Source organism: Aminobacter sp. AP02, from assembly GCF_003148805.1.
In the GTDB taxonomy this organism is placed as follows: domain Bacteria; phylum Pseudomonadota; class Alphaproteobacteria; order Rhizobiales; family Rhizobiaceae; genus Aminobacter.
The window spans coordinates 24,923-39,010 of the sequence record NZ_QGGX01000023.1; the positions used below are offsets into that span (position 1 = coordinate 24,923).

The window sequence follows — 14,088 nt, forward strand, 5'->3', positions numbered from 1 at the left end:
GCCGCCAAGGGGTTACATGCCGCGCGGTTTGGCGCGGGCGGTTGCCTGCGCCTCCAGCGGGTTGTCGGGCCAGACATGCCTGGGGTAGCGGCCGCGCATGTCGGAACGCACGTCGGCCCATGAACCGCGCCAGAAACCGGGCAGGTCGCGCGTGGTCTGGATCGGGCGGTGGGCCGGCGACAGGAGCTCGAGCGTCAGCGGCACCGCGCCACCGGCGATGGACGGATGCTTGTCCATGCCAAACAGCTCCTGGACGCGCACGGCCAGAACCGGCCATTCGCCATCGTAGCGGATCGGCACGTGACTGCCCGACGGTGCGTCGAAATGGGTCGGGGCGAGCGAGGCGATCCTGCGCTGCAGCTCGTGCGGTACCAGCGACAATAGCGCGTCGTGGAGTATGCCCGCACCGATGCGAGCGAACGAGGCCTCGCCCGGCAGGAATGGCAACAGCCACTCTTCAAGGCGGTCGAGCAAGGCCTGGTCGGACATATCGGGCCAGGGATCGCCCAGGCCGCGATGCAGCCAGGTGAGGCGCTGGCGCAAGGTCTCCGCCTCCTTGCTCCAGTCGAGAAGGTCGAGACCGTGGGCGCGCAAGGCGCTCAGGATGGCGCGGTCGGCTTCTTCGCCCTTGGGTGCGGGCAGCATGCGTTCCGACAGGGTGACCGCGCCGATGCGGACGGTTTCGCGGACACGGACGGAGCGCCTTTCCTTGTCGAAACTGGCCTCTGTCTTTTGCTGCAAATGTGACACCAGGACGGTGCGGATATCGACTTCCGAGACCGCCGCTGCCGAGGTGATGCGAGCATGCTGGGCCTTGCCCTGGAGATCGGCGACGACGAGGTACTGTTCACCGGCGAGCGGGTCGGCGGCGTCGACCGACGCACCACTGCCATTGGCCAGGACGAAGCGGCCACGCTCACCGCGTGCCTTGGCGACGCGGTCGGGCCAGGCGAGGAGAAGAAGGGTGCCTACGCTGGGCGGGTCGGCGCTTATGGATCCTCGCGCAGGTTCGAGCGGCCCGTCATTGCCAGTCGAGGCCGCTCGCGGAGATTCGCGCTGCCCCTCATTCCCTGCCGGCCTTTCTCCCCGTGAGGACGGGGAGAAAGAGGCTGGCCGCGACGTTGACGCCCCCCTCTCCCCGTCCTTCACGGGGAGAGGGTAAGGGTGAGGGGCATTTTTTGCTGCCGCCCTTGCCAGCCGCTCCGCGAGCTGGCGCGCCGCATTGGCGCGGGGCGAACGCTCGTTGCGGAAACGCTGGAGGCGTCGTTCGAGATCGGCGCTGTCGCCGCCAAGGCCGCGCTCTGTCATCAGCACGGAGAGCTGTGCCGCTTCGCGTGCCGCGCCCTGACGAGCGGCTTCGGCGACCATGTGGGCAAGGCGAACAGGCAAAGCGAGTTTTCTCATCGCCTGGCCAGAGGCCGTCAGACGACCGTCGGCATCGATGGCGTCGAGTTCGACAAGAAGTGCTTTCGCCTCGGCCAATGCGGGTGCAGGCGGCGGATCGAGGAAGGCAAGCGTGGTCGGGTCGGCGACGCCGAAGGCAGCACAGTCGAGCAGGAAGCCGGAGAGGTCGGCCTCAAGAATCTCGGGCGGCGAGAAGGCAGGCAGTGCTGCGGTCTGCTCGGCACGCCAAAGGCGGATGGCGACACCTGGGCTGGTGCGGCCGGCGCGGCCGGCACGCTGGTCGGCGGCGGCACGCGAGGCGCGTACGGTTTCGAGCCGGGTCAGGCCGCTGGCGGGTTCGTATTTCGGCTGACGCGACAGGCCGGAATCTATGACGACACGGACACCGTCGATGGTGATCGAGGTTTCGGCGATGGACGTGGCGAGCACCACCTTGCGGCGGCCGGCGGGCGCGGGCTTGATCGCGGCGTCCTGCGCCTTACCATCGAGCATGCCGTAGAGCGGCACGATGTCGGTGTCGGCACCGACACGGCCGGCGAGGCGCTCGGTGGTGCGCTCGATCTCGCGCTGGCCAGGCAGGAAGGCGAGCACGCTGCCGGGCTCGTCGGCAAGTGCATCGCGGATCGCCTTGGCCATGGCGTCCTCGATCGAAACACCGGCCGGACGCTCGTCGTAGCGGATGTCGACGGGGAAGCTGCGGCCCTGGCTTTCGATGACCTCGGCATCGTCGAGCAGCCTGGACACGCGCGCGCCGTCGAGCGTCGCCGACATGACGATGAGCCTGAGGTCGGGTCGCAGCGCGCCTTGCACATCAAGCGCCAACGCGAGGCCGAAATCGCCATCGAGGGAGCGTTCGTGAAACTCATCGAACAGGACCGCAGCGATGCCGGGCAATTCTGGATCGTCGAGGATCATGCGGGCCAGCACGCCTTCGGTGACGACCAGAATGCGCGTCTTCGCGCTGACCTTGTTTTCCATGCGCATGGCATAGCCGACAATGCCGCCCGGCTCTTCGCCGAGCAGCGAAGCCATGCGCCGTGCAGCGGCCCGGGCGGCGAGCCGGCGCGGCTCGAGCAGGATGATCTTTCCGTCGCCGCGCCACGGCGCGTCGAGCAGCGCCAGCGGCACGAGCGTCGTCTTGCCGGCACCGGGCGGGGCGACCAGCACGGCGCTGTTGCCCGAGGACAGGGCCTCGGCAAGTTGCGGCAGGACCGCCGTCACCGGCAGGTCGGGAAGCTTGGTCATCGGTTACGTTCCGGCTTTTCGCTGCATGGGCGGTAAGCCGGCAATATCAGGCACAAGCAGGGCGAGGCAACATCGGCGCGGCGGACGCGCCCGCGCGTTCGCCCATCGCGTCACAGATGGTCGCCAAGAGTGATCGGCCCTGCCCTTGCTTCGCCGGAATGAAGCTTACCGTGACGCTTACGTGACGGTCTTGCGACAGGAGGTGTCCGTGGCAGAATTTGCGCATACGACATTTGCAGGAGCAGCACCGGGCCTGCGCCGGAGCGGCCAATCCCCCTTCCTCGTGATCGCGCTGGGCCTTGTCGGCGCAGTCACTGCGGCCGCCGCTCTGGCGGCAATTTTTGCACCCGGCCTCCGCTCCTTGCTGCTTCGGGAGGACGGCATCGTCGAAATGGGAACGGTCCTCTTTCTAGCTGCAGCCGTGATTGGGGCGGGTGCTGCGACTGTGCTTCGGAGACCCCGCGCGATGGTCGTGCTGGCTGGCCTTATCGGCCTTGCCGAGCTGCTGGACGAGACCAGCTTCGGCGTGCGGCTGTTCGGCTTCCAGCCGCCGGCGCTCTATGGCGGCGGGCAGCTGGACGGCTTCCACGACCTGCTGATCCTCGCCTACCGCCTGTTGCAGGAGATCAGCCAGAACCTGGCCTGGCTGCTGGTGGGGCTGATGCTAGTTGTGTCGGTCGGGCTAGTGCTGTTTGCCGCGCGCCAGATCGCAACGAACATGGGCGGGGCGGCGACCTGGCTCACCGGGCACGCGCTACTCTTGCTGCATGTCGGCTTCATCGGTCTGGCACAGGTGATCGACATCGCCACCTCGTCGCGGGCGCTCTCCGCTGTCGAGGAAGTGCTGGAAATGAACGCGGCGATACTGCTGGCGTTTTATGTGGTGCAGATGGGGTGGAGTGGTGTTCGCGCGAAACCCTCATGGTGAGCCGCTGCGCCTTGTCCCTCATGGTCGACAGGCTCACGATGAAGAGGCGCTATGCCCCTCGCCGAGGACAAGTGCGTTAGCTCTTAAATTTGCAGTCAACACTTCCGAGTATGCAGGCATTGCCCAGCCTGCTTGCGACGCACATCTGTAGCATCTTGTAGCTGTGCTGCTTGATGTGAAAGAGCAGCGGCATGCAGAAGTCGACCAACTTCTTATCTACAACACTCCAGATTGGTTGGAGCTGGCGCTTCAGCATCTCTTCGTTATCGAGGCACTCCTTGGTTTTCGCCTGACGCGCCTTTTCGCCCATCCCGCCAACGATGGTTGCCGAACAGTAGGCCGGGCTGTTCAGGTAGGGGAAAGTCTTCAAGTCGTCAGCAGACGCGGGTGGGAAGCGACAGTCTAGCCGGCCATCCATGCAAGCCAGACCAACTCCTTGCGCAGTGTAGTGCGCGGCGGTGATGTAGGTCTGATTGCGTTCCTCTTTGTAGTACTGGGCAACGAGATATTGCTGCGACTCTAGCAAAGCCAAATGCCATAACGACTTGAGCTTGCGCTTGAGCGCGGCCTCGTCGCCAAGGCATTTTTCCTTCTCGACCTGCTGCTCACCCTTGTCGAGCATCTTTGACACAAGGTCTAGGCAGTAAACCTCGGTACTTAGTTCCGGGAATGGAACGTCATCCTTTGCGGATACAGACTGAGCGCAGAGCAGAGCAAGAACAACCAAAATCGCGCGCACGAAATTTCCCCAGCGACAGCGCAACAGATCATTGCCTGCGTAAATTGTCGAGGGATGCGGAGCGTCATGCGTTTGGAGTATCCGCCGCCATCCCTACCTCACCTTCACCCATTTCTGCTCGGCAAACGACTGCGCCATGGCGTGGACCGTGCGCTCGATCTCGAGCCCATCATCGAAATCGATGATGCGGGCGGGCGCACCTGCGATGCGGGCGAGCAGCTCGCGGCATTCGATGGTCTTCAAATCGTTGAAGCCAAGGCCGTGGCCGGGGGCCGGGATGAACTTGCCGTAGGGCTCATGGTGGGGTGCGGCGAGGATGGTGCGGTAGCCTTGCTCGGTGGCGCGGTCCGAGGTGACGTAAAGCTGGATCTCGTTGAAACGCTCCTGGTCGAAGACGATCGAGCCCTTGGAGCCGAAGATCTGGACCTGGATGCGGCCCTTGCGGCCCCATGCCGAGCGGTTGACCAGAAGCGTGCCTGAGACGCCGTTTTCGAGATGGATGAGGCTGGAGGCGATGTCGTAGGTCTCGACGGCACGGCGGCCGCCGCCCGTCACCTGACGGTCCGGATAGGGTTTTGCCATGTCGCACATGACCGAGCCGACGCGGCCGAACAGCGCCGAGATCAGCGACAACGGATGGACGGCGAAATCGTCGAGCGCGCCGTAGCCGGATTTCGCCTCGTGCTTCCAGAAGAAGGGGGCCTCGGGGTCGGCCATGAAGTCCTCGTCCATCTCGACGCGCAGATGGTTGACCTCGCCGATGATCTTTTCGTCGAGCAGCTTGCGGATGTGGCGGATGGCCGGGCTCTGGATATAGTTGTAGCCGAGCACGGCGACCTTGCCCGACTTGCGCGCGGCGGCCGCCATCGCCTCGGCCTCGGCGAGCGTCGGCGCCATCGGCTTCTCGCACCACAGATGCTTGCCTGCTTCGAGGATGGCGATGGCCATCTCGGGGTGGAACTGGTTGGGCGTGGTCAGCGAGACGATGTCGACCTCGGGGTCGGCGAGCACGGCGCGCCAGTCGCCCGAAGACTTCTCGAAACCGAGTTCGGAAGCGCGCTGGGCGGCGAGGTTCGCGTTGGCCTCGGCGAGATGGACGAGTCTCGGCCTGTCGACGTCGCCGAATACGGTGCCGACGGAATTCCAGGCGAGCGCGTGGCACTTGCCCATGAAGCCGGTTCCGATAAGTCCTACACCTGTCACTTCACGCTCTCCCGGTTTATAGAAGCGATACTGAGATGACGGATTGAATAGTCGAATTTTGTCGAAAATGGAACATACAGTTCATTTTATTTGGACAGGCGGTCGCAGCAGCGATATGTTGCAATGGGCGGAGACGGAATGGACCAGATGAACGAGATGATGTCGGAAGCGCTGCCACGCGATTTCGAGGCCTTGCGGGCACTGATCCTCGATCGCCGCCTGTCGCTGCCCAAGCGCATCGCGCAGGTGGCGGCCTATGCGCTCGACAATCCCGACGAGATCGCCTTCGGCACCGCCGCCAGCATCGCAACGTCGGCGGGGGTGCAGCCCTCGACGCTGATCCGCTTTGCCCAGCATCTCGGCTATGACGGCTTCACGTCCCTGCAGCAGGTTTTTCGCGAGCGCCTGAGGGAGCGCACGACCTCCTACGAAGAACGGCTGACCGTTGTGCGCGGCGATGCCGACGAAGGCACTTCCAACAGGCGCATCGTCGACGGATTCCTGGCCGCAGCCAGCAAGTCGCTCGACGTGATGTCGCGCAATCTGGACGACGACACCCTCGACCGCGCCATCGACATCCTCAACGGCGCCGAGACGATCTACATCCTGGCGCGCCGCCGCTCCTATCCTGTCGCCAGCTACATCGCCTATGCGCTGGGCAAGCTCGGAGTGCGCAGCCAGCTGATCGAATCCGCTTCCGGGCTGAGCCCCGAGATCATCTCGTTTGCGTCGTCGAAGGACGCGGTGATCGCGATCAGCTTTTCGCCCTATGCCTCGGCGACCGTCGAGGAGGCGCGGGTGCTTTCGGCCAACAACGTGCCTGTCATCGCCATCACCGACAGCGCGTTTTCGCCGCTGGCGCAGTTCGCCAAGGTGTGGTTCGAGGTGGCCGAGGCCGATTTCGGCGGCTTCCGCTCGCTTGCGGCGACGATGGCGCTGGCGATGGGCCTGACCGTCGGCGTCGCCGAACTGAGGCGCGGCCGAAAGGGCCGGAAATCGGCCAACTCCAAGGGCTGAGCCAGCAGTTGAACTGCGTTCGCTGCATGGCAGCTGCCCGCTCTTGTCATGCCAGACGGCACCTTGGGCGAAAAAGTGTTGACGCAAGGGCGATAGTGGCTCAATCCCACTGTTAGCCATCTATTGTATGAGAGAGCCCCCATGCCTGCTTATCGTTCGCGCACCACCACCCACGGCCGCAACATGGCGGGTGCCCGTGGCCTTTGGCGCGCCACCGGCATGAAAGACACCGATTTCGGCAAGCCGATCATTGCGGTGGTAAACTCCTTCACCCAGTTCGTGCCGGGACACGTCCACCTCAAGGACCTCGGCCAGCTCGTCGCCCGCGAGATCGAGGCGGCCGGCGGCGTGGCCAAGGAGTTCAATACTATCGCGGTCGACGACGGCATCGCCATGGGCCATGACGGCATGCTTTATTCGCTGCCGAGCCGCGAGATCATCGCCGACAGCGTCGAATACATGGTCAACGCCCATTGCGCCGACGCCATGGTCTGCATCTCCAATTGCGACAAGATCACGCCCGGCATGCTGATGGCAGCAATGCGCCTCAACATCCCCGCCGTGTTCGTCTCCGGCGGCCCGATGGAAGCCGGCAAGGTGGTGCTCGGCGGCAAGAACGTCGCGCTCGACCTGGTCGACGCCATGGTGGCGGCCGCCGACGACAAGGTTTCGGACGAGGACGTCAAGATCATCGAGCGCTCGGCCTGCCCGACCTGCGGCTCGTGCTCGGGCATGTTCACCGCCAATTCGATGAACTGCCTGACCGAGGCGCTCGGCCTGTCCTTGCCCGGCAACGGCTCGACGCTGGCAACGCACGCCGACCGCAAGCGTCTGTTCGTCGAGGCTGGTCACCTGATCGTCGACCTCGCCCAGCGCTACTACGAGCAGAATGACGAGAGCGTGCTGCCGCGTTCGATCGCCTCCAAGGGCGCGTTCGAGAACGCCATGGCGCTCGACATCGCCATGGGTGGCTCGACCAACACCGTGCTGCACATCCTGGCGGCAGCCCACGAAGGCGAGATCGACTTCGACCAGGACGACATCGACGTCCTGTCGCGCAAGGTACCGGTGCTGTGCAAGGTGGCGCCCGCCAAGTCCGACGTGCACATGGAAGACGTGCACCGCGCCGGCGGCATCTTTTCGATCCTTGGCCAGCTCGACAAGGCAGGCCTGCTCAACCGCGACCTGCCGACCGTGCACACGGCGACGTTCGGCGAAGCGCTCGACCATTGGGACATCTCGCGGACCAAGAGCCAGGCGGTGCGCGACTTCTTCCTCGCCGCACCAGGCGGCGTGCCGACGCAGACGGCCTTCAGCCAGGACCGGCGCTGGGACGAGCTCGACCTCGACCGCGAAAAAGGCGTCATCCGCTCGGCCGAACATGCGTTTTCCACGGATGGCGGCCTTGCCGTGCTCAAGGGCAACATCGCACTCAATGGCTGCGTGGTGAAGACCGCCGGCGTCGACGAGTCGATCCTGAAGTTCTCCGGCCCGGCCCGCGTTTTCGAGAGCCAGGACGCCTCGGTCAAGGCGATCCTCAGCAACGAGATCGTTGCCGGCGACGTGGTGGTGATCCGCTACGAGGGTCCGAAGGGCGGCCCCGGCATGCAGGAGATGCTCTACCCGACCAGCTATCTCAAGTCGAAGGGCCTGGGCAAAGCCTGCGCTCTCTTGACCGACGGGCGTTTCTCGGGCGGGACCTCCGGCCTGTCTATCGGCCACGTTTCGCCTGAAGCGGCGAATGGCGGCACGATCGGGCTGGTGCGCGAAGGCGACATCATCGACATCGACATCCCCAACCGCACCATCAGCCTGCGCGTCGACGAGGCAGAGCTCGCCAGCCGCCGCGCCGAGCAGGACGCCAAGGGCTGGAAGCCGGTCGAAATTCGCAAGCGCAAGGTAACAAAGGCGCTGAAGGCCTATGCGGCGTTTGCCACCTCGGCCGACCGAGGCGCTGTGCGCGACCTCGGCGACTTCGAGTAAGTCCAGTCGATAGGAATACAAAGGGCCCGCAGCGCGGGCCCTTTTTCGTTGGCGGCCGGGTGCGGAGCCTGCGCGCGATCAGAGCGCCCCGGCCATGGCGGCGTTGATCCAGCTCCATTCCTCGGAGATGTTGTCGGGCTGGCGGTCGCCCCTGAGGATGCGGAGCAATTCGTAATAGCGCGCCGAACGAGAGTGGTACTTGCGGTACTGGTTGTCGTGCCACTCCACGAACGCCTTGTCGGGTGTCCTGTTCATCGCCCTGGCCGACCTTTCAAGCCAGTCGCGGGCAATTGCCTTGCCTATCTCGGACTCGGCCTTCTCGCCATCGTCGATGGCCTCGCGAACGCGGGCGAAGATAACGCTCGAGGCTTCGGCGTAGGCTGTTGGATCGAACTCGCCGTCCCACATCGCCGCCATGCTCTTGCGCAGCTCGGCGACATATTCCTTGTCCGAGATGATGGCCATGATCTCGGTCCAGGCGTCGACCTGTTCGGGGCTGGGGTCGTCGGGCAATTCGGGTGTCGAGGCGTCGATCATCTGTTTCTTCCATTCCGGCGACACGTTGGCGTCGGCGGCAGCATCGTCGAAGAAGCGTTCGATGGCGGCACGGAACTCGTTCTGGGAAAGCTTCGTCACGGTCCATATTCTCCTGAGGTCGTCTGTTGTCGGGTCGGGGACCCGGATGGCAGCCCTGAGGGCGGCGGCGACACGGCGCTTGGACTTGATCTCCGCCTCGAGCGCCTTGAGCCTGAGCTCCAGCACGGCCGAGATGGCGAGGCGGTTCGACAGGATCTTGGCGATTTCGGCGAGGCTCACGCCGGCATCGCGCAACGCAAGGATGAGCCCGAGCCGTTCGAGGTCGGCGCCCGAATACATGCGGTAGCCGCTCTCCGCCCTGATTGCCGGGGGCAGCAGCCCCCTGTCGGAATAGAAGCGGAGCTTGCGAACGGTGATGCCGCTCAGCTTCGAGAGTTCGCCGATGGTGTAGATCCTGTCGTCCATGGCAGCCCTTCTAGGTGCTCCACCAAGTGGAGAGTCAACAACGCCCAAGCAGGAAAGATATTGCCTCAGGACGGAACTATCGAACCGGTCTGGGAATTTCCTTCTCAAGGTTCGATCCGAAACGAAATTCGCTGCCTTTGTTCATGGCATACGCCTCCGGTAAATGCGTCGATACCGGCTGATGCGGCCAAGGATCAACCGGACGGCGGGTGCCCGCCCGCCTGACATGGGATATGCTCGATGAGCTTGCTTGACGTGGGAGACGCTGCCATGAGCCGTTTGAACCCGCCTTTCAGGTCCGTGCTCGATTTGATCGGCGAAACGCCGGTTGTAGAGCTTACGCAGTTCGACACCGGGCCGTGCCGGCTGTTCATCAAGCTCGAAAGCCAGAACCCCGGCGGCTCGATCAAGGACCGCATCGCGCTGTCGATGATCGCGGCGGCTGAGCGCGAGGGCAAGCTCAAGCGCGGCGGCACGATCGTCGAGGCGACCGCCGGCAATACCGGGCTCGGCCTCGCCCAGGTCGGCATTCCCAAGGGCTATCGCATCATCCTCGTCGTGCCCGACAAGATGTCCCGCGAGAAAATCCAGCATCTGCGGGCGCTTGGCGCGGTAGTCCGGCTGACGCGCTCCGACGTCGGCAAGGGCCACCCCGAATACTACCAGGACATGGCGGAGAAGATCGCCGCCGAGATCCCAGGATCGTTCTACGTCAACCAGTTCGCCAATCCGGCCAACCCCGAGGCACACGAGGCGTCGACCGGCCCGGAAATATGGCAGCAGCTCGCTGGCGACGTCGATGCCGTGGTGGTCGGCGTCGGCTCGGGCGGCACTCTGACCGGGCTCGGGCGGTTCTTCGCCAAGGTGTCGCCGAAGACCGAGATGATGCTGGCCGATCCTTTGGGCTCGGTGCTGGCGCCCCTGGTGAAGACCGGCAAGATGGAAGAAGCCGGCAGCTGGACGGTGGAGGGCATCGGCGAGGATTTCGTGCCGCCCAACTGCGATCTTTCGCTGGTCAAAAAGGCATATTCGGTCACCGACAAGGCGAGCATGCTGGCGGTGCGCGACCTGCTTGCCAAGGAGGGTATCCTCGCCGGATCGTCCTCGGGCACGCTTTTGTCGGCGGCGCTGCGTTATTGCCGCGAGCAGAAGACGCCGAAGCGGGTGGTGACCTTCGTCTGCGACAGCGGCAACAAATATCTCTCCAAGGTGTTCGACGATTTCTGGCTGGCCGAACAGGGACTGGCCGAGCGCGCGCAGCACGGCGACCTGAGCGACCTCGTGGCGCGTTCGCATCGCGAGGGCGGCACGGTGTTCGTCGGTCCCGGCGACAGCCTGCTGACCGCCTATGGCAGGATGCGGCGCGGAGACGTGTCGCAGCTGCCGGTGCTCGAAGAGGGCAAGCTGGTCGGCATCGTCGACGAGAGCGATATCCTCGCCGTCGTCGAGGGACCCTATGACAGCCGCTGGAACCGCTTCAACGCACCGGTCGCAACCGCGATGAGCAAGGACCTGCACACGCTGCAGGCCAACCAGACGCTCGATGCGCTGCTGCCGATCTTCGACCGCAACGAAGTGGCGATCATCTTCGACGGCGAAGAATTCATCGGGCTGATCACCCGCGTCGACCTCATCAACCATCTCAGGCGGGCAAAATGACCACTGCGAAGAACCGACTGGCCTTTTCGACGCGCACGATCCATGGCGGCCAGAGCCATGACCCGACGACGGGCGCCGTGATGGTGCCGATCTATGCAACCTCGACCTATGGCCAGCAGAGCCCCGGCGTGCATAAGGGGTTTGAATACGCCCGCAGCCAGAACCCGACGCGCTTTGCCTTCGAGCGCGCTATCGCCGATCTCGAAAGCGGCTCTGCCGGCTTCGCCTTCGCTTCGGGGCTGGCGGCCATCGCCACTGTCTTCGAGCTGCTCGACGCAGGCGCGCACATCGTTGCCACCGACGACATCTATGGCGGCACGTTCCGGCTGCTCGAACGCGTGCGCAAGCGCTCGGCCGGCCTCCAGGTCAGCTTCGTCGACTTCACCGACCTGGCGGCGGTGGAGGCGGCGATCCGACCGGAAACGAAGATGCTGTGGGTCGAAACACCGACCAATCCGCTGCTGCGCGTCGTCGATCTCGAAGAGGTGGCGGCGCTGGCGAAGCGCAAGGGCGTGCTGACGGTCGCCGACAACACTTTTTGCAGCCCCTATCTGCAGCGGCCGCTGGAGCTTGGCATCGACATCGTGGTGCATTCGACGACGAAATATCTCAACGGCCATTCCGACATGGTGGGCGGCTGCGTTGTCGTCGGCGACAACAAGGACCTCGCGGCCCAGCTGAAATTCCTGCAGAACGCGATTGGTGCGATTTCCGGGCCGTTCGACAGTTTTCTGGCGCTGCGCGGCGTCAAGACCCTGGCGCTGCGCGTCGAGCGGCACTCGGCCAACGGGCTGAAGATCGCGCGCTGGCTGCAGGGACGCACAGACGTCGTGCGGGTGATCTATCCGGGCCTGGAGAGCCATCCGCAGCATGCCATCGCCAAGGCGCAGATGTTTGCCTTCGGCGGCATGATCACTGCGGTGCTGGACCGCGATCTCGCAGGCACCAAACGCTTCCTCGAGCGCACGCAGCTCTTCACGTTGGCTGAAAGCCTGGGCGGGGTCGAAAGCCTGATCGAGCATCCGGCGCTGATGACGCACGGCTCGATCCCCGCTGACAAACGTGCCGAGATCGGCATCTCGGATTCGCTGGTGCGACTGTCGGCCGGCATCGAGGATGGCGACGATCTTATCGCCGACCTGGAACAGGCGCTGGCGGGGTGATTTTTCACCTAGCTGGTCTTGTGAGATGGAGCTGCCCCTCACCCTTACCCTCTCCCCGTAAACGGGGAGAGGGGGACGTCAGCGTTGAGCGTCCGTCTACGTTCCTCAAGAAGGACATCGCCTCTTAGAACGGAGCACCGTCGCGGTCAGCCGTCCCTCGGTCACCGCAACGGTGCTGACATCGCGGCCAGCCCCCTTCTCCCCGTCACTATACGGGGAGAAGGTACCGGCAGGGGGATGAGGGGCAGCGCTGACGTCTAAGAAACCGGCAGCGTCACGCGCTCTCGAAACCCACCAAAAACTTGCTGAGCAGCGCGTTCAGCACGGTCCTCTCGTCGGGCGCCAGCATCTCGACGATACGCGTTTGCGTCGCCACGTGATCGGTGACGGCGGCATCGATGGTGGCAAAACCCTTGTCGGTGAGCGAGACGATGAAGCTGCGGCGGTCGTCGGGGTTGAGCTTGCGCGCGACAAGGCCCGCCTTTTCCAACTGGTCGACGCGGTTGGTCATCGTGCCCGAGGTGATCATCATCGTGGCGGACAGGTCGCCCGGCGACAACGCGTAGGGCGCGCCGGAGCGGCGCAGGGTCGCCAGCACGTCGAAGCTGGCGAAGTTCAGCCCGTGCGCGGCGAAAGTCTTTTCCATCTCACGGCCAAGATGCTGCGACACGCGGTTGAGCCGGCCGATCAGCCCCATCGGCGCGACGTCGAGGTCGGGCCGTTCGCGGTTCCACTGGGCGAGAATGTCGTCAACCTGATCCATGGCCGACCTTTCCCGAAATATTCTCTTGACGTCAAGAGATCCTGCATTATCTTGAGGTCGAGATTATTGACGTGGAGATAATTTCGTGTCCCGCAACACCGACCTTCTCCTGACGGCGATCGCCCCGGCGATCTGGGGCAGCACCTATATCGTCACGACACAGTTCCTGCCTTCAGGCTACCCGCTGACGGTGGCGATGCTGCGCGCCCTGCCCGCCGGCCTGTTGTTGCTGCTTTTGGTCAGGCAATTGCCGCAAGGCATCTGGTGGGCCCGAGTGCTGGTGCTCGGCGCACTCAACTTCTCGATTTTCTGGTGGTTGCTGTTCGTCGCCGCCTACAGACTGCCGGGCGGGGTGGCCGCAACCGTCGGCGCGATCCAGCCGCTGATCGTCATCCTTTTGGCCCGCGCCCTGCTCGCATCGCCCATTCGCCCGATGGCCATCGTCGCGGCTATTGCCGGCATGGGCGGCGTGGCACTGCTGATTCTGACGCCGAGCGCCGCACTGGACCCGATCGGCATCGTCGCCGGTCTGGCCGGCGCCGTGTCGATGGCCGCCGGAACCGTGCTCAGCCGCCGCTGGCAGCCGCCTGTGACGCCGCTGACCTTCACGGCCTGGCAGCTGACCGCTGGTGGGGTGCTCCTGCTTCCCGCCGTGCTGTGGCTGGAACCGTCGCTGCCCGCACTCACCGCTGCCAATGTACTCGGCTTCGCCTATCTCGGCCTGATCGGCGCTGCACTGACCTACATCTTGTGGTTCCGCGGCATTGCCCGGCTTGAACCCTCTGTGGTTGCCCCGCTCGGTTTCCTGAGCCCGATGACCGCCGTCATCCTTGGCTGGTCGGTGCTTGGCCAGTCGCTCAGTCCGGCACAGATTGCCGGCATGGCCGTTGTTCTCGGCAGCGTGTGGCTCAGCCAGCGTGCCCAGCAGGCCAAGCCGGTGACCGAAAGGCTCGCCACCACCTGAACCGCAATCACGTCACGG

At 64.5% G+C, this 14,088-nt stretch carries 11 protein-coding genes; 6 read left to right on the top strand and 5 right to left on the bottom strand.

What is annotated here, in order from left to right; all coding sequences use genetic code 11:
• Window positions 1-12: 12 nt before the first annotated feature.
• Window positions 13-2,649: an ATP-dependent helicase HrpB gene (gene hrpB / locus C8K44_RS23130; RefSeq protein ID WP_109578129.1), complete on the bottom strand. Its 2,637-nt coding sequence runs from the start codon at window positions 2,647-2,649 to the stop codon at window positions 13-15.
• Window positions 2,650-2,857: 208 nt separating this feature from the next.
• Here hrpB and C8K44_RS23135 point away from each other — a divergent pair, with 208 nt between their 5' ends.
• Window positions 2,858-3,577 carry a hypothetical protein gene (locus C8K44_RS23135; protein WP_146203990.1) on the top strand — a complete coding sequence of 240 codons (720 nt, stop codon included), beginning with the start codon at window positions 2,858-2,860 and terminating at the stop codon, window positions 3,575-3,577.
• A gap of 76 nt (window positions 3,578-3,653) precedes the next feature.
• On the opposite strand, the gene C8K44_RS23140 is transcribed toward C8K44_RS23135, so the two are convergent.
• Window positions 3,654-4,316: a hypothetical protein gene (locus C8K44_RS23140; protein WP_109578131.1), complete on the bottom strand. Its 663-nt coding sequence runs from the start codon at window positions 4,314-4,316 to the stop codon at window positions 3,654-3,656.
• Between the two features lie 93 nt (window positions 4,317-4,409).
• Window positions 4,410-5,519 carry a Gfo/Idh/MocA family oxidoreductase gene (locus C8K44_RS23145; RefSeq protein WP_109578132.1) on the bottom strand — a complete coding sequence of 370 codons (1,110 nt, stop codon included), beginning with the start codon at window positions 5,517-5,519 and terminating at the stop codon, window positions 4,410-4,412.
• Window positions 5,520-5,678: 159 nt separating this feature from the next.
• Between C8K44_RS23145 and C8K44_RS23150 the strand changes: the two genes are divergently transcribed.
• On the top strand, window positions 5,679-6,536 hold the full coding sequence (locus tag C8K44_RS23150) for a MurR/RpiR family transcriptional regulator (RefSeq protein ID WP_109578165.1): 858 nt from the start codon (window positions 5,679-5,681) through the stop codon (window positions 6,534-6,536).
• A gap of 141 nt (window positions 6,537-6,677) precedes the next feature.
• The gene (gene ilvD, locus C8K44_RS23155) at window positions 6,678-8,519 is read left to right on the top strand and encodes a dihydroxy-acid dehydratase (protein WP_109578133.1); all 1,842 of its coding nucleotides are present in this window, start codon (window positions 6,678-6,680) and stop codon (window positions 8,517-8,519) included.
• Window positions 8,520-8,597: 78 nt separating this feature from the next.
• Here the strand turns inward: ilvD and C8K44_RS23160 are convergent, their stop codons facing one another.
• Window positions 8,598-9,521, bottom strand: a complete 924-nt coding sequence (locus tag C8K44_RS23160; protein ID WP_109578134.1) for a MerR family transcriptional regulator — start codon at window positions 9,519-9,521, stop codon at window positions 8,598-8,600.
• Between the two features lie 270 nt (window positions 9,522-9,791).
• On the opposite strand from C8K44_RS23160, the gene C8K44_RS23165 reads away from it, so the two are divergent.
• Window positions 9,792-11,180: a pyridoxal-phosphate dependent enzyme gene (locus tag C8K44_RS23165; RefSeq protein ID WP_109578166.1), complete on the top strand. Its 1,389-nt coding sequence runs from the start codon at window positions 9,792-9,794 to the stop codon at window positions 11,178-11,180.
• Entirely contained in the window at window positions 11,177-12,343 is a 1,167-nt protein-coding gene (locus C8K44_RS23170) for a PLP-dependent aspartate aminotransferase family protein (protein ID WP_109578135.1), read from the top strand. Before C8K44_RS23165 ends, C8K44_RS23170 begins: the two co-directional genes overlap by 4 nt.
• Before the next feature lie 274 nt (window positions 12,344-12,617).
• Here C8K44_RS23170 and C8K44_RS23175 read toward each other — a convergent pair whose 3' ends face one another.
• The gene (locus C8K44_RS23175) at window positions 12,618-13,106 is read right to left on the bottom strand and encodes a MarR family transcriptional regulator (RefSeq protein WP_109578136.1); all 489 of its coding nucleotides are present in this window, start codon (window positions 13,104-13,106) and stop codon (window positions 12,618-12,620) included.
• An 85-nt stretch (window positions 13,107-13,191) separates the two neighbouring features.
• On the opposite strand from C8K44_RS23175, the gene C8K44_RS23180 reads away from it, so the two are divergent.
• Entirely contained in the window at window positions 13,192-14,070 is an 879-nt protein-coding gene (locus tag C8K44_RS23180) for an EamA family transporter (protein WP_109578137.1), read from the top strand.
• The last annotated feature ends 18 nt before the right edge of the window (window positions 14,071-14,088 follow it).

Coding starts and splice junctions, on each gene's coding strand:
- C8K44_RS23150 (WP_109578165.1), top strand. CDS start 5,679: ATGTCGGAAGCGCTGCCACGCGATTTCGAGGCCTTGCGGGCACTGATC.
- ilvD (WP_109578133.1), top strand. CDS start 6,678: ATGCCTGCTTATCGTTCGCGCACCACCACCCACGGCCGCAACATGGCG.
- C8K44_RS23165 (WP_109578166.1), top strand. CDS start 9,792: ATGAGCCGTTTGAACCCGCCTTTCAGGTCCGTGCTCGATTTGATCGGC.
- C8K44_RS23160 (WP_109578134.1), bottom strand. CDS start 9,521: ATGGACGACAGGATCTACACCATCGGCGAACTCTCGAAGCTGAGCGGC.
- C8K44_RS23170 (WP_109578135.1), top strand. CDS start 11,177: ATGACCACTGCGAAGAACCGACTGGCCTTTTCGACGCGCACGATCCAT.
- hrpB (WP_109578129.1), bottom strand. CDS start 2,649: ATGACCAAGCTTCCCGACCTGCCGGTGACGGCGGTCCTGCCGCAACTT.
- C8K44_RS23175 (WP_109578136.1), bottom strand. CDS start 13,106: ATGGATCAGGTTGACGACATTCTCGCCCAGTGGAACCGCGAACGGCCC.